The sequence below is a fragment of the Telluria sp. AC161 genome, from assembly GCF_979258535.1.
In genome coordinates this window covers 2399858-2419681 of sequence record NZ_OZ409861.1, presented here as the reverse complement: position 1 = coordinate 2419681, position 19824 = coordinate 2399858, and the positions used below count along the sequence as shown (strand labels likewise).

The 19824-nt window shown below is 63.7% G+C and carries 18 protein-coding genes; 9 read left to right on the top strand and 9 right to left on the bottom strand.

Annotated elements, in window-relative coordinates; genetic code table 11:
- Window positions 1–9 precede the first annotated feature (9 nt).
- Both ACZ0AJ_RS10805 and ACZ0AJ_RS10800 read right to left on the bottom strand, forming a co-directional pair.
- Window positions 10–405 carry an MAPEG family protein gene (locus ACZ0AJ_RS10805; protein WP_332530797.1) on the bottom strand — a complete coding sequence of 132 codons (396 nt, stop codon included), beginning with the start codon at window positions 403–405 and terminating at the stop codon, window positions 10–12.
- A gap of 89 nt (window positions 406–494) precedes the next feature.
- Entirely contained in the window at window positions 495–1724 is a 1230-nt protein-coding gene (locus tag ACZ0AJ_RS10800) for a metal-dependent hydrolase (RefSeq protein WP_499454446.1), read from the bottom strand.
- Window positions 1725–1883: 159 nt separating this feature from the next.
- Here ACZ0AJ_RS10800 and ACZ0AJ_RS10795 point away from each other — a divergent pair, with 159 nt between their 5' ends.
- A complete protein-coding gene (locus ACZ0AJ_RS10795) occupies window positions 1884–3518 on the top strand; it encodes a methyl-accepting chemotaxis protein (protein WP_499454793.1) in 1635 nt (544 codons plus the stop codon).
- A gap of 80 nt (window positions 3519–3598) precedes the next feature.
- Window positions 3599–5032: an oxygen-independent coproporphyrinogen III oxidase gene (gene hemN, locus ACZ0AJ_RS10790; RefSeq protein ID WP_499454443.1), complete on the top strand. Its 1434-nt coding sequence runs from the start codon at window positions 3599–3601 to the stop codon at window positions 5030–5032.
- Window positions 5033–5204: 172 nt separating this feature from the next.
- Here hemN and ACZ0AJ_RS10785 read toward each other — a convergent pair whose 3' ends face one another.
- Window positions 5205–5648: a hypothetical protein gene (locus ACZ0AJ_RS10785; RefSeq protein ID WP_499454441.1), complete on the bottom strand. Its 444-nt coding sequence runs from the start codon at window positions 5646–5648 to the stop codon at window positions 5205–5207.
- Window positions 5649–5802: 154 nt separating this feature from the next.
- Window positions 5803–6768 carry an arsenic resistance protein gene (locus ACZ0AJ_RS10780; RefSeq protein ID WP_499454440.1) on the bottom strand — a complete coding sequence of 322 codons (966 nt, stop codon included), beginning with the start codon at window positions 6766–6768 and terminating at the stop codon, window positions 5803–5805.
- 88 nt (window positions 6769–6856) lie between these two features.
- Here ACZ0AJ_RS10780 and ACZ0AJ_RS10775 point away from each other — a divergent pair, with 88 nt between their 5' ends.
- Both ACZ0AJ_RS10775 and ACZ0AJ_RS10770 read left to right on the top strand, forming a co-directional pair.
- Window positions 6857–7204 carry a hypothetical protein gene (locus tag ACZ0AJ_RS10775; RefSeq protein WP_499454438.1) on the top strand — a complete coding sequence of 116 codons (348 nt, stop codon included), beginning with the start codon at window positions 6857–6859 and terminating at the stop codon, window positions 7202–7204.
- Window positions 7205–7343: 139 nt separating this feature from the next.
- Window positions 7344–9176, top strand: coding sequence for a DUF885 domain-containing protein (locus ACZ0AJ_RS10770; RefSeq protein ID WP_499454436.1), 1833 nt, complete (start codon window positions 7344–7346; stop codon window positions 9174–9176).
- Window positions 9177–9263: 87 nt separating this feature from the next.
- Here the strand turns inward: ACZ0AJ_RS10770 and ACZ0AJ_RS10765 are convergent, their stop codons facing one another.
- The 4 genes from ACZ0AJ_RS10765 to ACZ0AJ_RS10750 form a co-directional block, all read right to left on the bottom strand.
- Window positions 9264–9644, bottom strand: coding sequence for a hypothetical protein (locus ACZ0AJ_RS10765; protein WP_499454435.1), 381 nt, complete (start codon window positions 9642–9644; stop codon window positions 9264–9266).
- Between the two features lie 31 nt (window positions 9645–9675).
- On the bottom strand, window positions 9676–10191 hold the full coding sequence (locus ACZ0AJ_RS10760) for a hypothetical protein (protein ID WP_499454789.1): 516 nt from the start codon (window positions 10189–10191) through the stop codon (window positions 9676–9678).
- 115 nt (window positions 10192–10306) lie between these two features.
- A complete protein-coding gene (locus ACZ0AJ_RS10755) occupies window positions 10307–10393 on the bottom strand; it encodes a hypothetical protein (RefSeq protein ID WP_499456774.1) in 87 nt (28 codons plus the stop codon).
- Window positions 10383–10769: a DUF6678 family protein gene (locus tag ACZ0AJ_RS10750; protein ID WP_499454787.1), complete on the bottom strand. Its 387-nt coding sequence runs from the start codon at window positions 10767–10769 to the stop codon at window positions 10383–10385. The genes ACZ0AJ_RS10755 and ACZ0AJ_RS10750 overlap by 11 nt, the downstream gene beginning before the upstream one ends.
- Window positions 10770–11072: 303 nt before the next feature.
- Here ACZ0AJ_RS10750 and ACZ0AJ_RS10745 point away from each other — a divergent pair, with 303 nt between their 5' ends.
- The 5 genes from ACZ0AJ_RS10745 to ACZ0AJ_RS10725 all read left to right on the top strand — a co-directional run bounded on the left by ACZ0AJ_RS10745 (window position 11073) and on the right by ACZ0AJ_RS10725 (window position 17486).
- Entirely contained in the window at window positions 11073–12026 is a 954-nt protein-coding gene (locus ACZ0AJ_RS10745; protein ID WP_499454785.1) for a MerR family transcriptional regulator, read from the top strand.
- A gap of 94 nt (window positions 12027–12120) precedes the next feature.
- Window positions 12121–12489 (top strand): PAS domain-containing protein, encoded by a 369-nt coding sequence (locus ACZ0AJ_RS10740; RefSeq protein WP_499454430.1) that lies wholly within the window; start codon window positions 12121–12123, stop codon window positions 12487–12489.
- The gene (locus ACZ0AJ_RS10735; RefSeq protein WP_499456772.1) at window positions 12399–13832 is read left to right on the top strand and encodes a methyl-accepting chemotaxis protein; all 1434 of its coding nucleotides are present in this window, start codon (window positions 12399–12401) and stop codon (window positions 13830–13832) included. Before ACZ0AJ_RS10740 ends, ACZ0AJ_RS10735 begins: the two co-directional genes overlap by 91 nt.
- A 498-nt stretch (window positions 13833–14330) precedes the next feature.
- Window positions 14331–16598, top strand: coding sequence for a catecholate siderophore receptor Fiu (locus ACZ0AJ_RS10730; protein ID WP_499454783.1), 2268 nt, complete (start codon window positions 14331–14333; stop codon window positions 16596–16598).
- A 51-nt stretch (window positions 16599–16649) separates the two neighbouring features.
- Complete coding sequence (locus ACZ0AJ_RS10725; protein WP_499454426.1) at window positions 16650–17486, top strand: metallophosphoesterase; 837 nt, start codon at window positions 16650–16652, stop codon at window positions 17484–17486.
- Here ACZ0AJ_RS10725 and ACZ0AJ_RS10720 read toward each other — a convergent pair whose 3' ends face one another.
- On the bottom strand, window positions 17487–19751 hold the full coding sequence (locus tag ACZ0AJ_RS10720) for a penicillin-binding protein 1A (RefSeq protein ID WP_499454781.1): 2265 nt from the start codon (window positions 19749–19751) through the stop codon (window positions 17487–17489).
- Window positions 19752–19824 lie beyond the last annotated feature (73 nt).

The following is a 19824-nucleotide window of genomic DNA, read 5'->3' as shown; positions in this document are numbered from 1 at the left end:
TGATGCAGGTCAACCAGTCAGCACAGCGGCCAGCACCATCACCAGGCCGGCCAGCGACACGAGCCACACGAGCGAGCGCACGTACGGAATCCCGGCCGCATACAGCGGGATATAGACGATGCGCGCGACCAGATACATCCAGCAACCCCACAGAGTCAGGTCGCCTTCGCTGCCCGACACGTGCGCGATCAGGACCGCGCCGATGAACAACGGCAGCGTCTCGAACAGATTGGCCTGGGCGCGCTGCAGACGCGCCGTGACGGGCCGAGGTGGCGGGGCTTCGCCGTCGCGGGCGCTGGCGTTGTACTGGATGCCGGTCTCGGCGGTGCGCAGGTTGGCCGTCAGCATGATCTGGACCAGCGCCAGCACGAGGGTCCAGGCCAGCAGAGTCAGTTCGGTCGTCATTGTTGTTTCCTTGTTATGTGGGTAGACGGGAGCAGTGTCGCGCCTTTCCCGTGTTCAGGCGCGCACTGCTGACCGGGCCGGCTGCAAGGTCAGTGGCGAGCCTGACCCTCGCCCAGCAGGTCGCCCCGCGGCCGTCCCCACTGGGGCACGGGCGCCGGACACGGCTGGCTGGTCATTGTCCCGTACGGCAGCGTCGAGAAATTGTCTTCGCCTGGCGTGGAAAAGCGGATGTCGGTGGCCTTGCCGCCAATCAGCGATGGCACGCGCGCAAAGCGCAGCCAGGCGTCGAACTGGCAATTGTCGCGCTGCAGCCCGCGCAAGCCGGCCAGGCTGCCGCCTTCACGATACTTCCAGGCGAAATCGGCAGGTGCGCTGCCCGGCATGCCGCCAAATCGCACGGGGCAGGCCGCCACCCCGGTCACGCCCGGCGCCAGGCTCAGCACACCAAGGCGGATGGCGTAACTGCCGGCGCCGCCATTGTCGGTCACGGTCGCGAACGACCAGCACAGCGGATTGGACGGGAACGCCGACAACGGCATGTCGAGCACGCGGCTGCCCGGTTCCACCTGAGCCAGTGCGCTGCGGATCTGTTCGCGCGCCAGGTGCCCGGCCACCCCCTGGATGGCGATGAAACCCATGCAGGCGACGATCGCCGTGACGAGGCCAGCGCCGCCGCCCCGGCGCGACGCCAGCGCGACCACACCGGCCAGCAGCAGCAAGCCAACGAGAGAGCCCCACTGCAGGAAGCCCATCGCGAAAAACAGCACCGGCGCGGCGAGCATCAGGCCGGTGAGCATCCAGCGCAGCACGCGCCCCGGCACCTGCAGCGCCAGCGCCACGCCCAGGGCGGTCCAGAACACGGGTTCGACGATGAACACGATGTCGCCATACAGCCAGCGCGCATCGAGCGGATAGAACGGGTGCACCCCGTACACGTTCAAAAAGTCGAATGACAGGTGCAGCACCATGCCGAGCGCAGCCGTGGCAAGGATCGCGTTGCGCGCCGTCCGGTCGCCCTGCATGAGCCGCCGCGCGCCCGGCCACAGCAGCCACATCAGGCCCAGCAGCAGGGCGATCTGCGGCAGCGCGAACAGCAGCGTGTGCGTGTGCCCCCGGTGATGCAGCAGATAGCCCAGCGGCGGAGCCAGCAGCGGCGTGAGCACCAGATCCAGGTCGGGGAAGTTGCTGGCGAGCGCGCCGGTGGCCAGCAGGACGCGGCGACGGGTGCGCCCGCGCTGCGGATCGGAGTGGGCAGGCAGGGCGCGGTTGACGAGTTCGCCCAGGGCCAGGCCGACGAGGGAGTGGGTCAGATTATCCATTTGCAAAGTTTATCCTGAAAAGCAACACCCTGGCCCCGCCCGGGATGACGCACGCACTACAGGGGATTGACCGGACCATTTTTGATCCACATCAAATTTTTTTCGGAAAGTCATCCGTACAATCTAAATATTGCATTAAGGAAACCCAAGGAGAGCGCAGTGCGTCACAACCAGCCCGTCACCACGACCGAATACCGGATACAACCAGGCCAGTCGATTGTTTCGAAGACCGATACCAAGGGCCGCATCACCTATGTAAATCCGACGTTTATCGAGGTCAGCGGCTTTTCTGAAGTCGAACTCCTGGGCAAGGCCCACAATCTGGTGCGTCATCCGGCCATGCCGCCCGAGGCCTTTGCCGATATGTGGCGCACGCTGCAGGGCGGCGAGCCATGGACCGGGCTGGTCAAGAACCGCTGCAAGAACGGCGACTTTTACTGGGTGGTGGCCAATGTGGCGCCGATCCGCGAACGCGGCCAGATAACAGGCTATATGTCGGTGCGCACCGCGCCCACGCGCGAACAGGTCGAGACCGCCAGCGCGCTGTACCGCAAGTTCACCGACAACGAAGCGCGTGGATTGGCCATCGTGCGCGGGCGCGTCGTGCGTACCGGCCTGGCGCCCGATCGTCTGCTGCGACTGCTGCGCGATGCGCCGCTCGGTCAGCGGCTCGGCTGGCTGATGGGCGGCCAGACGCTGCTGCTGGCGGCGCTGGGCCTGGCGGCCGCGGACGGCGTCTGGCGCGCGGCCGCCGGCGCCGGCGCGCTGGCCACGCTTGCGGCCTGGTACGGGCTGCAACGCAGCATCGTGCGGCCACTGCGCGACGCGATTGCAACCGTCAATGCACTGGCCGGCGGCGATCTGTCGCACCCGGCGCCGGCATCGGCGGCCGGCAGCGGCGAGATGGGCCGCCTGCAACTGGCGCTGCGCCAGTTGACCGTCAACCTGACGGCAATCATCGGCGACGTCCGTGACAACGTCAGCTCGATCGAGCACGCCACCCGTGCGATCGCTGCCGGCAATACCGATCTGGCCAGCCGCACCGAAGCGCAGGCCGCGAGCCTGGAGCAGACCGCGGGCAGCCTGGGCACGATCGCCGAGGCGGCGAGCCGCAACACGGACAGCGCGGTGCGCGCCGATACCATGGTGCTGGCCGCGACCACCGTCGCCGGGCATGGCGGTCAGGCCGTCGAACGGGTCGGCGCGACGATGCAGGAAATCAGCGCCTCGTCGAACCGGATCGGCGACATCATCGGTCTGATCGATGGCATCGCATTCCAGACCAATCTGCTGGCGCTGAACGCCGCCGTGGAAGCGGCCCGCGCCGGCGAGCAGGGCCGGGGTTTTGCGGTCGTGGCCGGCGAAGTGCGCAGCCTGGCCCAGCGCACGGCTGGCGCCGCCCGCGAAATCACGGGACTGATCGAAGCGTCCCGGGCCCACGTGGGCCAGGGCGGCCAGCTGGTCGGCGCCGCCGGCCAGACGATGCGCGACGTGGTCGGCAAGGTGGCCGATGCGGCCGCAATCATGAGTGCAATCACGGCCGCGAGCCGCGAGCAGGCGCTGGAAATCGATGGCGTGAATGCGGCCATGGTGGAACTCGACGCGATCACGCGGCGCAATGCGGCCCAGGTCGAGGAATCGGCGGCGGCCTCGGGCAACGTGGCCGATGAGGCGGCGCGCCTGTCGCTGGCGCTGTCCGTCTTCAAATTTCGCAGTATGGCGAGGGCGAAGACAGCCGACTCGACCGCGTTTGATGCACCGCATGGATTCATCCCGCATGGCTCAATAAGCTGACCGCTGTTCAAACCGCGTTGCCTTCTGCCGCGCGGTCATTGCCGCAGTTGGCTGAAATCTTTTGCTGGAGTTTGTTCATCATGCCGGGTCACGCCGAAATCCCTTCCGCGGTACGTTCCGCCATTGTCTTTCCCGCTGCCCAGTTCGATGGCGCCTTGCTGGCCCGCCTGGGCAAGTCCGGACCGCGCTACACCTCGTATCCCACTGCCGACCGCTTCGGCGCCGACTTCGGCCCCGGCGACTATCTAAAAGCCGTCGCAGCGCGGCGCCAGCGCGGCGGGCGTCCGCTGTCGCTGTACGTGCACATTCCGTTTTGTGACACGGTCTGCTACTACTGCGCCTGCAACAAGATCGTCACGCGCAAACACGAGCGGGCGGCCACCTACCTCGATTACCTCAAGCGCGAAATCACGATGCAAAGCCAGCTGTTTGCCGGCATGAACGAGGTCGAGCAACTGCACTTCGGTGGCGGCACGCCGACCTTTCTGCTCGACGCCGAAATGGACGACCTGATGGCGCATCTGCAGGCCAGCTTCCGGTTTGCGCCGGATGCCCTTGGCGAGTACGGGATCGAGGTGGATCCGCGCACCGTGTCGCCCGAGCGGGTGCACAGCCTGCGCCAGCAGGGGTTCAATCGCATCAGCCTGGGCGTGCAGGATTTTGATCCGGACGTGCAGCGGGCCGTGAACCGTGTCCAGCCCGAAGCCGAAACAGTTGCCATCATCGACGCCGCGCGCGCCGCCGGTTTCCGCTCGGTGAGCATCGACCTGATCTACGGCTTGCCCAAGCAGACGCTGGTCAGCATGGCCCAGACGCTCGAGAAGGTCATCCAAGCGAGCCCGGACCGCATCTCGGTCTACCACTATGCCCATATGCCGCACCTGTTCAAGCCGCAGCGACGCATCCTGGAAGCCGACATGCCGGGCGCCGATACCAAGCTCGCGATGCTCCAGCTGTGCATCGAGCGCCTGGGCGCGGCGGGTTACGTGTATATCGGGATGGACCATTTCGCCAAGCCGGGCGACGACCTCGCCGTGGCCCAGCGCCAGGGCCGGCTGCACCGCAACTTCCAGGGCTATTCCACGCACGCCGACGCCGATCTGGTCGCGTGCGGCGTGTCGAGCATCGGCGCCGTCGGCGCGACCTACAGCCAGAACGCCAAGACGCTCGAGGATTACTACGCGCTGATCGACGCCGGCACGCTGCCGCTTCAGCGTGGCATCCGTCTTGGCATGGACGACCTGCTGCGCCGTGCGATCATCCAGAAGCTGATGTGCCAGTTCGAGTTGTCGATTGGCGCCATCGAACAGGCGTTTCCGATCGTGTTTGCCGAGCACTTCGCGGCCGAGCTGGCGGCGCTGCGCCCGATGCAGGCCGACGGCCTGGTGCAGGTGGACGATGCGTGGATCAGCGTCACGCCCAAGGGGCGTCTGTTGATCCGCAACCTGTGCATGGTGTTCGATCGCTACCTTGGCCAGCAAGCCGGTGGGCCGCGCTTTTCGCGCACGATCTAAGGAAGCACTGATTAATTCTGGGGGATGGAATTGGCAGTTGAAAAAGTCAGCCTGCAAGGCGCAAAATCGAAGCAATAGCGGGCTATTGCGAGAATTTGCAACGCCGCAGGGTGGCTCTTTTCAACGCCAAGTCCGCCGCCATGAATTAATCAGTGCTTCCCTAAGCGCTGCGTCAGCCCCGCACGACGCGTACCACGACCGCCACCATCACGACCAGCACCGCCAGCACGCCCAGCGCCGCCAGAATCACGCCGTACCACGGGCGGCGCGTGTAGGCGCCGCCCGTGATGACAGCGACATACCGTTCCTGCGCGCGGCCGCCCCAGACATGCCAGCCCGCCAGCAGGCCGATCGTCGCCGAGACGGGCGGCGCCAGATTGCGTCCGACGATGTCGCTCACGCCGAGCAGCACGCCGAACGCAACGAAGTAACCGAGCAGCATGCAGCACCAGGCCCGCGCTTCCAGAGACTGGTCGTCTTCGCCCAGCGTCGTCCAGTTGCACATATGGATGTAGGCGCTGAAGGCGGGCGAGAGCAGTACGCCCAGATACGTCGCCGCGCGCGGATTCCACAGCGGCAGGCTGGCGTCGAGCGTGCACGCTTTGCTGGGCGTCATGGGGGGCGCCTCCGGTGCGGCCTCAAGAAGGGTTTCCACGGCAGTCTCCATTGGTTTCCACTTGGAAACATCATGGGCGTGCGTCGATGGATCATCCTTGATGCCGGGCAGGCCACGCCAAGACACCGCACCGGGGTCTGCGCTGGCCCAAGCGTCAGTCGTTGTCGCCCGCGCCCAGGCGTGCAATGGCGCGCACGTAGACCAGTTCGGCGATCAGCTCGACCAGCGTCTGCGTCACGATGATCGCCGGCAGCAGCGGCAGCGCACCCGGCACGGCGAGCGCCAGCGGCAGGATCACGAGCGAGTTGCGGGTGGCGCCGCTGAAGGCGACGGCACGTGCGGCGGGCGCCGCCAGCCGGAACAAACGCGCGACAAGCCAGCCGGCCAGCGGCGCCAGCACTGCAAAGGCGAGGTAGACGGGGATGACGGCCAGCGCGGCTGCGCGCGACTGGCCCAGCTGCGGCAGCACGGACGCCACCACGACGAACAGCACGAGCGCCGTGGCGGGCACCGGCAGCACGCCAAGCACCGCGGCGGTCTGCGCGCCAGTGCGCGTGCGCGCTGCCCAATACTGCACCGCGCCCGCCAGCACCAGCGGCGCGGCGATCAGCCAGACGAAGGCATCGATGAAGGGCGCCGGCTGGATCAGGGCGGCGGCAGCGTCGCCCAGCAGGATGCGCAAATAGACCGGCAGCAGCGCCATCTGCGCCACCAGCAGTACCGGCGTTGCCGCCAGCAGAGCGCGCGCATCGGCGCGGCCCAGGTGCGAGAATGTGACGACGTAATCGATGCAGGGCGCGAGCAGCACGAGCAGGACACCGAGCCGGATGAGCGGATCGGCCGGCGCCAGCGGCAGCAGGCACGCGACCAGCAGCGGAATGACGAGAAAGTTGGTGAGCAGGAGCGCGGCCAGGAAGCGCAGGTGCGTGAAGGCGCGGCCCAAATGCGCGAGCGGCACCTGCAGAAAGGTCACGAACAGCATGAAGGCCAGCGCCGGATTGATGACGGGGCCCAAGCTGGACGTTGCCGGCATCGCGCCTGCCACGATGAGCGCCAGCGCAACGGCGCCGAAGTAGATGGCGATCTGCCGGTGTTCCAGCTTGTCGCGCAATGCCTGCATGGGTGTGTCGCCTCGTCGGATGAATGGTGCGGTATTGTAAGATGCCGCTGTCGATCGATCGGGAGAGCATGTGCAGTACCGGAACCTCATGTTGTACTGGCTGGCCCTTGGCCTTGGCGGGCTGCTGGCCTTTCGCGTGCCCGGTGTCGGCTTCGCGCTGGGCATCGGCGCGCTGCTGTACTTCGTCTACGCGATCGGCTACTGGCTGATGTTCGTCGTGTTCCTGCACACGCGCCCGCGCAGCCGCTTCGTCTTCGGCATGACCCGGCGCACGTTCGCGATGCGCCTCGCCATCGGTGCGGCCGTCGTGTGCATCGGCAGCCTGCTCCTGGGCTGGAAGGTGCTGGCCTGCATTGCGGCCGCGCTGCTGTGTTACTGCGGCGAGAGCGTCTTCAAGGACCGGATGTTGATGGCGGCGCGCGGCTACACCGATTGACGGACGTTTGCGTTCGGTAGCGCGGTACTTACGCCGCACCGCAACACCCATGTTGTCGATTTGTTTCCTTCCATGTTAGATTCTTCACGGCAAAAAGCAGCCACCGCCGCCGACAGACAATCACAAGGAAGCCCACGACATGCCATTGACCCGCCAGCGCAGCACGCGCGCCCTCATCGCCGCCCTGTTCGTTCCCGCCATGCTTGCCGGGGTGGCCTTGCCGGCAGCAGCCGCGCCAGCGCCCGTCGCGCAGGCGAGCGCCAGCAAACCGGACGCCGCGTTCAACGTCTGGGCCGACCGCTTCGCCGAAGACTGGGTGCGCCTGTCGCCACAGACGGCCACGTCGACCCAGTACTTCAGCGGCGCCGAGCAGGCACGCCTCGATCGCGAACTGACGCCGTTGACCGCCGCGCATCGCCAGAAGGCCGTGGCGCTGGCCCGCGAAGGCCTCAAGCGCCTGGATGGCTTCAAGAATGCCCCGCTGGATGCGACCCAGAAGATCTCTGCATCCGTCATGCGCTGGTCGCTCGACAACGTGATCGCCAACGAGCCGTTCGAAGACTACAACTTCGTGTTCTCGCAGTTCAGCGGCGTGCAGAATGGCCTGGTCAACTTCATGACCAACACGCACCCGATGCGCAACAAGCAGGACGTCGACAGCTATCTGGCGCGCCTGGACCAGGTAGGCATGCGCATGGACGAAGCCCTGGTGCGTGCACGGGGCGCCGCGGCCAAGAAGCTGATCCCGCCGCGCTTTATTCTCGAGCGTGCGCAGTTCCAGGTCGACCACTTCCTCAAGCCGTCGGCGGCCGAGAACGTGTTCGTGACGTCGCTGACCGAGCGCAGCGCCGAGCTGAAAGACCTGACCCCGGAAGCGCGCAGTGCTGCCATCGCCCGTGCCACCAGCATCGTCGAAACGAAGGTACGCCCGGCCTATGCGCGCGTGCAGGCCTTCATGGCCGAGATCCACCCGGCCACCACCGACGTGGCCGGCATCTCGCGCCTGCCGAACGGCGCCGCCGCGTATGCGCGCGCGCTGGAAAACTTCACCAGCACCAAGCTCACCGCCGACCAGATCCACACGATCGGCTTGCGCGAAGTGGCGCGCATCGAAGCGGAGATGGACAAGCATCTGAAGTCGCTGGGCCTGAGCGAAGGCGGCATCGAAGCGCGCATGAAGCAGCTCGACGCGCGCTTCCAGCCGAAAGGCGAGGGCGATCCACGCCCGGGTATCATCGCCAGCTACAACGAGATGGTGCGCGACGCCGAGCGTCGTAGCGCGCCGCTGTTCAACCTCAAGCCACGCGCACCCGTGGACGTGCGCCGCGTCCCGCCGATGACGGAGCCGTCGGCCGCCGCCCACTACAGCATGCCGGCGCCGGATGGCACGCGCCCTGGCATCTTCTGGGTGCCGCTGGTCGGCCCGACCTTCCCGATGATCCGCATGCGCAGCCTGTCGTACCACGAGGCCGTGCCGGGCCACCACTTCCAGCTCGCGATCCAGCAGGAGATGAAGGACCTGCCGAAGTTCCGCAGCCAGCGCATCTTCAGCGGCGGCAGTGCGCACTCGGAAGGCTGGGCGTTGTACACGGAGCGCCTGGCGGTGGAGCAGGGCTGGTATGAAGGCGACGTGCCGGGCCTGCTCGGCGCGCTGGGTTCGGAACTGTTCCGCGCCCGCCGCCTCGTGGCCGACACTGGCCTGCACACCAAGAACTGGACGCGCCAGCAGGCGATCGATTACGGCATGGGCGTGCAGGAAACCGAGCGCTACATCGTCTGGCCGGGCCAGGCCAATGCCTACATGATCGGCATGCTGCGCATCCTGGAACTGCGCCAGAAGGCGCAGACAGAACTGGGCGATAAATTCTCGCTGCCAGCGTTCCATGACCTGGTGCTGGGCGCCGGGTCGGTGCCGCTGGATGTACTCGGTAATCTGGTGGACAACTGGATTGCGGGGCAGAAGAAGGCGTGATGGCGGGCGCAGTGCGTTAGCGCGCTCGTTGTCGAGCCGGTGTGATGACGACATCCCCGCGCAGGCCTGGCCTGCGCGGGGATGTTTTTACAAAGCGCGCAGGTCCGCACGCATGTGGTCCGACCTGCAATTCTGGACCGGGACATGATGCGCATCCACCGGGCCGAACCAGTCATACACGCTGGCGAAACCGCCGGTGCGAAGGACCCACGCTTGCTTTGTTTTGGTGTTCATGACGATCGTGTGGCGAAAGCCATCTGCCACCTTGCTGTTGTCCCGAACCGCAACCCGAATGAACGATCCAGAATCCGTCATGTCCGGCGCTGTCGCTGCCGGAACTGGCGTTTTAAAACCTGAGAACGAGATGCCATAACGGGTTGATAATGCGTCGGACAAGGGGCATGCAACAGCCTGGAGTGAACACAGGATGAGCGCGGCTGCAGCAAGATTTTTCGTGGATTGGTTCATGGTGGTTTTAGGATCATAGCGTTAAGCAGCGTCAAACACGTTGCTTGCGTACCTGGACCGGACCCATTGGGGCAGGCCAAAGCTGGAGGTGGTAGTAGTCATTGCCCGCAAGCCCATTGCTTGACACGGAGTCAAGCCCTTCAAAGCTGGCACGAACACGGTAAGAAACTGCCGGTAGTTTGATGCGCACTGCATCGGGAAAATAATCCGTGCAGCCTGCCGCGACGATCGTTCCGCTTTCCACTGCGATAGAGCATTCGACGATGTGATCGAACTTGTCGGCGTCGAGTACCGGCTCTTGCTCCAGGACGGAGATCGTCACGGGCACGTCAACATTCCTGACTGTGCCGATTCCAACAGTACCTGGGGCAACCGCCAGAAGACGTTCGACAGCTGCATCGGTCCAGGCGTCAGAAAGATCGCCGTCGGCTTTCTCGTCCTGAATGTAGAACTGATGATAATCGGCAAATAACGTGAGCTCGTAACGACGCATTGGCACCTCGGTCTGATTGATCGACACATTGCAGTAAACGGGAAACCAGCGCATCTGAATCAAATGTTCGCTCTCGGCCGAACACGGTTGCTCGCGTCAGCGTGGCAAGCGGCCGGTTCGTCACCGCCACTGACTGACCGCACCGGCAACCGTCGTCCCTGGACGACGGTCAGGTGGTAGCGAAATCCTCATACGACCTGGGCAAGTAGCCCCAGATCCTGAGTACATCGCCGCGTACCTCGAATTCAAAGCCGATGGCTTGGACGACGTTTGAGTATCTCTTTTGTATGGTCGATTACGCTCGGCTCAAGAAGCCGTCCGCGCGCCGGCACGGGCTCGTGCAATCCGATATCGAACCACTCAACGGACGCGAAGGGAAACGGCAGATGGTAAAACCACTCAGCATCCCATCCAGAAATATAGCCTGTGACCGATTTTGACCTGTATGAAGGCCGCCATCCCGTTTGGGTACGGAAGTAGCTAATCAGCTCATCCCAGCGAGTGTTGCTCGAAGCACGTGCCAGATTTCCGGCAGACACTCCAGCGTTGATTCTTTTACGTGTTGCATCGTCATGCCCGGCGCCTGCGCTTGGCAGTTCGTCGATTTCACTCTCTGTAAATTTTGGTGTCATGCATTCTCCGTCGAAGTTCCGGTGTCAGGTCTAGCGCTCGGATACAAGCTCCGTATCAAGCTCATTCTATTCGGACGGATACTAGTTACCTGAAACAGAGGCAGTTTCTGAACATGAGACCTGACCTCGATCCTGACCACCAACCCGAACGATTGAACGAGCAACGACATGATCGAACAATCCACGTAAGGCCTAAAGTTAATTGTTCGCAATAAAAAATTACATATGTAAATGCATGTTGCTTTAGCGTAAGTAAAAAATCATACTTTTGTCTAAGACATTTAGATAAAAACCGAGGTTTCCATGTCGGATGTTTGCACGATTGCAGCAATTTCCCTTGATAGTGGCATTTCGAAAGAAGTGTTACGCAAGTGGGAGGAACGCTATGGTTTTCCTGTGCCAGAGCGAGATGCCAGCGGCCATCGGGTCTACGCGGCGCATCAAACGGCACGCCTCAAGCTGATCAAGCGTCTGATCGACAACGGCATGCGTCCGTCCCAGCTGGTGCCAATGAGCGAGGAGGCGTTGCAATCGTTGCTGCACGAACAGAGCATCGCGACCTCGGCGCCTGCTACAGAATCCCAGGTAGTGAACGAGTTGATGACGCTGCTTGAGGCGCGTGATCGCACCGCGCTGGAATCCCGATTCAGGCAGGAAGTCGTACGCCTCGGCCTGGAAAAATTTGTCCTGGAAGTGATGTGTTCGCTGAACGGCGCTGTGGGAACAGCCTGGGAAGAAGGAAAAATCGGCATTCGAGATGAGCATGTGTATTCAGAAATGATACAGAGCTTGATTCGAGAGGCGATATCGCAGGTAACCAAACCCGACGGCCGCCCCCGCATGTTGATCACGACGCCATCCGGCGAGCTGCATACGCTGGGCATTCTGATGGTGAATGGTTTGGCATCGCTACACGGTGCGTGCTGCATTTCGCTGGGCCCCGAGACGCCTGTTCAAGAGATACCGGTTGCCGCCGCCGATTATCGCGCGGATATCGTCTGTCTATGCTTTAGCGCAGCATTTCCAAAGCGACGGATTCTTCCTTATTTAAAAGAACTGCGCAGCGTGGTACCGCAGAGCATGGAAATCTGGGTAGGCGGTGCAGGTGCGACAGGATTGGACCGTTCGCCGAGAGGCATCAGGTTATTGCCGACCTTGCACGATGTGATCGACGCAGTGCGTAAGTATGGCCGGGCAAAATATTCGCAGCGATCAAGGCGGCCACCCAATCCGCTGCCGTCGAATGCTGAACGCTGATGTGCAGTATTGAATGGCAGCGGCGGCCAAAACGCGCCAATGACAATGTAATGCAGCTCGATTGAATGACAACGCACTATCCAGGGAGACAGCCATGCGAACCAATATGCCAGTTACCAATTCCGAATACATCTTGAAGGAGACGGAAACGGTTGTTTCCAAAACTGACTTGAACGGAAATATCACGTACGTCAACCATGATTTCTGCAAAATCAGCGGATTTTCGGAAGAAGAACTCATTGGCTCTCCGCAAAATATCGTGCGTCACCCGGATATGCCGGCCGAAGCGTTCAAGGACTTCTGGAGCACCATCAAGGCCGGGAAAGCATGGACTGGCATGGTGAAAAATCGCTGCAAGAACGGCGATTATTATTGGGTCGAAGCCAACGCCGCGCCCATGCTGGAAGACGGCAAAATGGTCGGCTCACATCGGTTCGCGTCAAGCCGAGCCGGGAGCAGGTAGCTGCCGCCGAGCAGGCCTATCGGGCGATCAAGAGTGGCAGCAACGAATTCGAGGTGCACGGCGGCTCGATCGTTGCCCGCTCATTCTTCCGGCGTTTCGACTTGCTGGCGATCCTGTCGATCAGGTCGAAAATCATGCTGTCGTCCGGTCTGCTGACGCTGTTGTTCATGGCAAACCTGCTGTTCTCGGCTTCGGGAAACCAGCAATTCGACGCATGGTCGATCGCCGCGTCCACCATCGGCATCGTCTTTGGTCTGGTGTCCGGATTCCTGCTGTACCGCGCGGTCGTCGTGCCGCTGCGAAACGTCAAACAGGATATCGAACGGATGAGCGCCGGCGACCTGAGCGCCAGGATCGACGCCAACGGCGACGACGAATTTGCGCAGATGATGCAAACGCTGCGCGTGCTGCAAACGAATGTGAAGCTGTTGGTCGGCCAGATCAAGGAAGCTACCGATGTCGTCAATATCGGTGCGGCGGAAATCGCAACTGGCAATGCCAACCTGTCGGCCCGCACTGAATCGCAGGCGAGTTCGCTGGAGGAAACCGCCTCGTCGATGGAAGAACTGACCAGCACCGTCAAACAGAACGCTGACAGTGCACGCGAGGCGAACCGACTGGTTGCGTCTGCCTCCGAAACGGCGATCAAAGGCGGCAAGGCGGTTGGCCAGGTGGTCGGCACGATGGGATCGATCAGGGAAAGCTCGCGCAGGATCGTCGATATCATCGGCGTCATCGACGGCATCGCATTCCAGACGAATATCTTGGCCCTGAACGCAGCAGTCGAGGCGGCGCGCGCCGGTGAACAGGGCCGCGGCTTCGCCGTGGTGGCCGCCGAGGTGCGCAATCTTGCGCAGCGCTCCGCAGGCGCCGCCAAAGAGATCAAGTCCCTGATCGGCGACTCAGTGGAAAAAGTCGAGGCTGGCAGCAAGCTGGTTGACGATGCGGGCAAGACGATGGATGAGATCGTTACACAGGTGCAGCAAGTCGCCGGCTACATGAGCGACATCACCTCGGCCAGCCAGGAGCAAAGTGAAGGCATCGAACAGGTCAACCATGCAATCACGCAAATGGACGAAGTGACGCAGCAAAATGCGGCGCTGGTCGAACAAGCGTCAGCCGCTGCGGAAAACATGCAGAGCCAGGCAGGAAAATTGACCCAGCTGGTCGACAGTTTCAAACTGGTTTCCGGCGCACAGCCAACGCGAGGTGGCAACGCGCAGCCTGTTGCCAGTGCATCGACCACCCCAGTCGCGCGCGAGCCTGTTGCCGCAATCCGGAAGGCAACCCCGAAAAACCCTGTTCTGACCCTCCGAGGGGCGGGAATGCAGGTGCCTGGCTAATTGATGTGTCAGGTCTGGCATTCGGATGCGAGCTCAATGCAACACGTATTCCAGTCAGACGGATACGGGTGCGTTACTGCCGAGGCGTGTCTGAATGTCAGATTTGATACCAATCCTTTCCCAGACCTAACGCCAATCCTTTCCCTTCGGGTCGTCCGGTCCGCTCCATACCTACGTGAATTTTGCGTCCCGGGCCGCGGCTGCTGCCAGACCCGGATGCGCAGCATGCGCTGCGTGATTGCAACCGTCTCCGTAAACTCCCCGCAAAGTCTGCTGACCTGCAGACAGATCAGCCCGACAGGGGCGCGCACGCTGCCCTGCAAGGGCGTTTCCCCATCTCTCATGGTTGCCGGTTGTTAGCCTGGCATGACCTGTCTCAATGGTGTCGTACGAATGCAAATGATAATGATTATCGTTTACATGTCCTTACATTCCCGGTAGAATCATTGTTTTTCAAGCAGTGTTTCCACCCACTCACAGCAAAGAGACCGTCTCGCCATGAAAGCAATAACAAGCCGCAAGCATTCGTCCACCCGCAACCAGGTCATGCGCACCGCGCTGGCTGCTGTCCTGCTGCCGCTCGGCGCGCAGGCTGCCGGCATCGATGCAGCGGCCCCCGTCGACGTCGTTCCTGAAACCAAGGTCGAAATCGTCGGCAAATACGAAAACGCGTTCCGCGCCGAACAGGCGTCGTCGCCCAAGTACACCGAGCGCCTCGTCGATACCGCGCAGACGCTCCAGGTCATCAAGAAGGAACTGTTCGAGCAGCAGGGCGCACTGACGCTCACCGAAGCGCTGCGCAACACGCCAGGCGTGGGCGCGTTCTTCCTCGGCGAGAACGGCAACACCACCACCGGCGACGCGATCTTCATGCGCGGCTTCGACACGTCGAGCTCCATTTTCGTCGACGGCGTGCGCGACATCGGCTCGATCTCGCGCGACGTTTTCAACCTCGAACAGATCGAAGTGCTCAAGGGCCCGGCGGGCACCGACAATGGCCGCGGTTCGCCGACCGGCTCGGTCAACCTGGTGTCGAAAAAAGCCAGCATGACCAACGCGATGTCGACCGCGATCACCGGCGGCAGCGGCTCGCAAAAGCGCGTGACGGCCGACGTCAACCAGGTGCTCGACGAAGAGCGCGGCATTGCAGTGCGTCTGAACGTGCTGGCCCAGGACGCGGGCAGCGCCTCGCGCGACGTGGTCGAAAACAAGCGCTGGGCAATCGCGCCGAGCATCGGCTTTGGCCTGAACGGCGCCACGCGCGTGCATCTGGACTACCTGCACGTCGACCAGAACAACATCCCCGACGGTGGCGTCTACGTCATTGGCCTGCCTGGGTACACGAGCCCGGACCGTACCCGTCCGTTCGTCACCGACGGCAAGAAGGTCGATCCGAAGAACTTCTACGGTTCGACCGGCGACTACGACGACGTGAAGGCCGACATGGCCACCGTGCGCATCGAGCATGACTTCTCGCCGACGATGAAGCTGCAAAACACGAGCCGCTACGGCAAGACGTCGCAGGATTACTTGCTCAGTGCATTCCTGACCAGCGCCGCCAACCTGGGCACCCCGAATCCGGCCGACCCGAACACGTGGACGCTGGCGCGCAGCATCCGCACCGGCAAGGACCAGGAAAATAAAATCCTGACCAACGTGACGACGCTGACGTCGCAGTTCGACACCGGCGCGGTCAAGCACACGCTGGTGAGCGGTCTCGAACTGACCAGCGAGCGCCAGACCACCTGGGGCCTGACGGGCCTGGGCACGCTGCCGGCCGCGAACATCTACAACCCGAACCCGAACGATGCCCCGACCACGCCCGTGAACGTGCGCCGCACCGGCGCCTACAACGAAGGCGAGGTCGATACCCAGAGCCTGTACGTGTTCGATACCGCCAAGATCGGCGAGCGCTGGATCATCAACGGCGGCGTGCGGGTCGACCATTTCCGCGCTGACTACTCGACCGTGGCACTGACCAACAACGTGCTCGTGGCGAACCGTTTCAAGGTCGGCGATAACCTGGTCAACGGCAAGCTGTCGGCCCTGTACAAGCCGACCGCCAACAGCAGCGTGTATGCGATGATCGCCAGCTCGAAGCAGCCGCCGGGCGGCAATTTCACCGTCTCGGGCAATGCCAACAGCGCGCAGAATCCGATCTACGATCCGCAAGAGTCGACCACCACCGAATTGGGCGGCAAGCTCGATCTGCTCAAGTCCAAGCTGTCGCTGTCGGGCGCGCTGTTCCGCACCGATGTCAAGAACGAGGTCGAGCAGGATCCGGTCAACCTGCAGTATTACCAGACGGGCGAGAAGCGTGTGCAGGGCATCGAGCTGGGCGCAACGGGCGAACTGGCGCCGCACTGGCTCGTCAGCGCCGGTTACGTCTACATGGACACGAGTGTCGAACGTGGCCGCAACGTGACTGCCTCGGGTGAGAACAGCCTGACCTACACGCCGAAGCAATCGTTCACCGCCTGGACCTCGTACGACCTGCCATGGGGCCTGCGGGTCGGCGGCGGCGCGCGCTTCTCGGACAAGCTCAAACGCGGCACCGACGGCGCCATCGGCACCCCGGCCTACACCGATTCGTACTGGGTGGTCGATGCGATGCTGGGTTACCGCTTGACGAAGAACATCGACCTGCGCCTGAACGTCTACAACCTGACCGACGAAAAATATGTCGTCGCGATCAACAAGAGCGGCTACCGCTACACGCCGGGCGTGGCGCGTTCGGCCAGCCTGACGGCCAATATCGGGTTCTAAAACCCGAGCGTTGCGGGCCGGCGAAGGGCGCTTGCGCTATACTCGCCGGCCATGCGCATACAGCTTTTTTCCGACCTCCACCTCGAACGGTACCCCGACTTCCAGCCGCAGCTCCTGCCCGGCACGGACGTCGTGGTGCTGGCCGGCGACATCGGCTCGTACCAACCCGGCTCGCGCCTGCTCACGCAGGACTTCGGGCTGGAGCGTTTTTCACCGCTCCTCGTGCCCGCCCTGGCGCAGGCGCAGGTGCTGTTCATCCCCGGCAACCACGAATTCGACGCGCTCGACTACGACGCTACCTACGCGCGCCTGCAAGAAACCTGCGCGCGCCTGGGCATCACCTGGCTCGATCGCGAAATCGTCACGCTCGATGGCGTGCGCTTCATCGGCACCACGCTGTGGAGCGACTTCGACGCACTGGTGGACGAGGGCGCGCCGCTGACGAAGCAGCTGCAGCAGCGCACCAAGGCCTTCCGCGCCGCGAACTACTACCTGAGCAAGAACACGACCATCAAGGATGGCGAGCCGGTGCTGGCCGAAGGCATCCGCGCGCTGGCGCTCGATTGCCAGGCCTGGCTGCGCGCGGCGCTGGCCACGCCGTTCGAGGGCAAGACCGTCGTCGTCACGCATTTTGCCCCGAGCCTCGACAGCGCCGACCCGCGCTACGGCAAGACACCCGGCACGGCCGGCTTCTGCAATTCGCTGGATGCTTTGTTCAAGCGCGCGCAGGTGTGGATGCATGGCCACCTGCACTGCGCGAACGATTACGTGGTCGAGGGCCGCGACGGCCCGCTGTCGTGGGGCTGCCGCGTCGTGGCCAATCCGCTCGGGTATCTGAGCAAGGGCGAGCAGGAAGGGTATCGTCCGGCGCTCGTGATCGAGCTGTAGCTACTGGCGCGGCGGGGCTTCCTGCGACAGGTTCTCCATCAGCGTGTCGATGCTGTCCACCGGCGGCGGTGGCGTTTCCAGCTGCTGCTGATCCGCATACTCCGCATACACCCAATCCCCAGCGACGTTCACGACACCCTCGGGCACCAGAGGCGCGCGTTCCGGGGATTTGGCCAGCGCAACGCGCATGTAGTCGACCCAGATCGGCAGCGCGAGCGTCGCGCCGAATTCGCGTCCGCCCAGCGATCGCGGTTCGTCGTAGCCCATCCACGCCACCGCCACCACCGGACCGCTGTAGCCGGCGAACCAGCCGTCGATCGCATTGCTCGTCGTGCCGGTCTTGCCGGCCAGGTCACTGCGCCCCAGCTGGCGTGACGCCGCTGCCGCCGTGCCCACGCGCGCCACGTCGCGCAGCATGCTGTCGGTGATGAAGGCGTTGCGCGCATCGAGTACGCGCACCGGTTCCTTGCGGGCGTGTTCGTAGACGACCTTGCCGTCGCCATCCTGGATGCGGGCGATCAGCCACGGTTCGACCCGGTAGCCACCGTTGGCCAGCACCGTGTAGGCGCCCGCCATCTGCAGCGGCGTGACGGCGCCCGTGCCAAGGCCCATGGTCAGGTTGCGCGGATGACGCGCGGCGTCGAAGCCGAACTGCGCCAGGTGCGCGCGCGTGTCGTCGACGCCGATCGCCTGCAGCATGCGCACGGTGGGCACGTTCCTCGAGTGCGTCAGCGCATGGCGCACCGTTACCAGGCCCTCGAACGTATTGTCGTCATTGCGCGGCGACCAGCCGGCAGCGCCGTTGTCGCCGCCAAGGTCGAGTGGCGCGTCGAGGATCGGCGTGCCAGGGAAGAACCCCCGTTCCAGGCCCGCCGAATACACGAACGGCTTGATGCTCGATCCCGGCTGGCGCCAGGCTTGGGTCACGTGATTGAATTTGTTCAGCCCGAAGTCGAAGCCGCCGACCAGCGCGCGGTAGGCGCCCGTCCCGGCATCGACCGCGACGAATGCGGCCGCCACTTCGGGCAGTTGCGTGATCGTCCAGTCGCCTTGCGATTTGCTCAGGCGGATGACGGCGCCGGGCGAGAGCTTGACGCCAGCTTTCGCTGCCGGTGCCAGCGCACCTGCAGCAAAACGAAGGCCAGCGCCGGTGATCTCGATCGTCTCGCCGCCCGTCGTGGCAGCCCGTACGCGTTTGGCCGAGGCGCTGACGATGACGGCGGGCACGAAGCCGTCCACGGCCGGGCGTTTCTGCAGCGCGGCGGCCACTGCATCGTCGCGCGCGTCGCCCGCAGCCGGTAGCACGATGCGCGCCTCCGGGCCGCGGTAGCCGTGGCGCCGGTCGTAGGCGACGACGTTGCGGCGTACTGCATCCCAGGCGGCTTCCTGTTCGGCGGCGATGACGGTCGTCGTTACCGTGATCCCCCGTTCGTAGGCCGCCGCGCCGAAGCGCGTGTGGACGGCCTGGCGCGCGATCTCGGCGACCCAGGCGGCGCGCCCGCCGTAGCCGGCGCCGTCACGCCTGAGCGTCAACGGCTCGGCCAGCGCGCGCCGGTACTGCGGCTCGGTGATTGCCTTTAACTCGAACATGCGGCGCAGGACCGTCTGCTGGCGCTTCTTTGCCGCCGCCGGATTCGTGACCGGATTGCTGCTGGACGGATTCTGCGGCAGGCCGGCCAGCATCGCCGTTTCAGCCAGCGTCAGGTCATTCAGCGATTTCCCAAAATAGGTGCGCGCCGCGCTGGAAAAGCCGTACGAGCGCTGACCCAGATAGATCTGGTTCAGGTAGACCTCGAGGATCTGGTCCTTGGTCAGCGCCTTTTCGATCTTGTAGGCCAGCGCAATTTCGGTGAGCTTGCGTGGCAGCGTCTTGTCGCGCGACAGAAAGAAGTTGCGCGCCACCTGCATCGTGATCGTCGAGGCGCCCTGGCTGCCGAAGTCGGTGATATTGGCCTTGGCCGCGCCCAGTGCCCGGATCCAGTCGATGCCGCCATGCTCGTAGAAACGCGTGTCTTCGATCGCCAGCACGGCGGTCTTCATCATGGCCGGCACCTTCGCGATCTGCACGAAGTCGCGCCGCTCGGCGCCGAATTCGCCGATCAGCACCTTGTCGGCGCTGTAGACGCGCAGCGGAATCTTCGGGCGGTAGTCGGTGACGGCGCTGATGTCCGGCACGTCCGGCAGGATCGATGCCGCCACCGGGGGCGGGGCACCGAGGATCAGTGCAGACAACAGCAAGGGCAGGAACGGACGGGCAGGGATCATGGCAATGGTCAGGTAGGTAGTCAGGGCGTATTGAATGAATCGTTACGACGATTCGGTGCCGATCTTACGTCCG

Excerpts from the sequence above, each read along its gene's own strand:
- ACZ0AJ_RS10800 (WP_499454446.1), bottom strand. The coding sequence starts at position 1,724 with ATGGATAATCTGACCCACTCCCTCGTCGGCCTGGCCCTGGGCGAACTC.
- ACZ0AJ_RS10780 (WP_499454440.1), bottom strand. The coding sequence starts at position 6,768 with ATGCAGGCATTGCGCGACAAGCTGGAACACCGGCAGATCGCCATCTAC.
- ACZ0AJ_RS10775 (WP_499454438.1), top strand. The coding sequence starts at position 6,857 with ATGTTGTACTGGCTGGCCCTTGGCCTTGGCGGGCTGCTGGCCTTTCGC.
- ACZ0AJ_RS10765 (WP_499454435.1), bottom strand. The coding sequence starts at position 9,644 with ATGAACCAATCCACGAAAAATCTTGCTGCAGCCGCGCTCATCCTGTGT.
- ACZ0AJ_RS10760 (WP_499454789.1), bottom strand. The coding sequence starts at position 10,191 with ATGCGCTGGTTTCCCGTTTACTGCAATGTGTCGATCAATCAGACCGAG.
- hemN (WP_499454443.1), top strand. The coding sequence starts at position 3,599 with ATGCCGGGTCACGCCGAAATCCCTTCCGCGGTACGTTCCGCCATTGTC.
- ACZ0AJ_RS10730 (WP_499454783.1), top strand. The coding sequence starts at position 14,331 with ATGAAAGCAATAACAAGCCGCAAGCATTCGTCCACCCGCAACCAGGTC.
- ACZ0AJ_RS10785 (WP_499454441.1), bottom strand. The coding sequence starts at position 5,648 with ATGACGCCCAGCAAAGCGTGCACGCTCGACGCCAGCCTGCCGCTGTGG.
- ACZ0AJ_RS10725 (WP_499454426.1), top strand. The coding sequence starts at position 16,650 with ATGCGCATACAGCTTTTTTCCGACCTCCACCTCGAACGGTACCCCGAC.
- ACZ0AJ_RS10750 (WP_499454787.1), bottom strand. The coding sequence starts at position 10,769 with ATGACACCAAAATTTACAGAGAGTGAAATCGACGAACTGCCAAGCGCA.
- ACZ0AJ_RS10740 (WP_499454430.1), top strand. The coding sequence starts at position 12,121 with ATGCGAACCAATATGCCAGTTACCAATTCCGAATACATCTTGAAGGAG.
- ACZ0AJ_RS10805 (WP_332530797.1), bottom strand. The coding sequence starts at position 405 with ATGACGACCGAACTGACTCTGCTGGCCTGGACCCTCGTGCTGGCGCTG.
- ACZ0AJ_RS10745 (WP_499454785.1), top strand. The coding sequence starts at position 11,073 with ATGTCGGATGTTTGCACGATTGCAGCAATTTCCCTTGATAGTGGCATT.
- ACZ0AJ_RS10720 (WP_499454781.1), bottom strand. The coding sequence starts at position 19,751 with ATGATCCCTGCCCGTCCGTTCCTGCCCTTGCTGTTGTCTGCACTGATC.
- ACZ0AJ_RS10770 (WP_499454436.1), top strand. The coding sequence starts at position 7,344 with ATGCCATTGACCCGCCAGCGCAGCACGCGCGCCCTCATCGCCGCCCTG.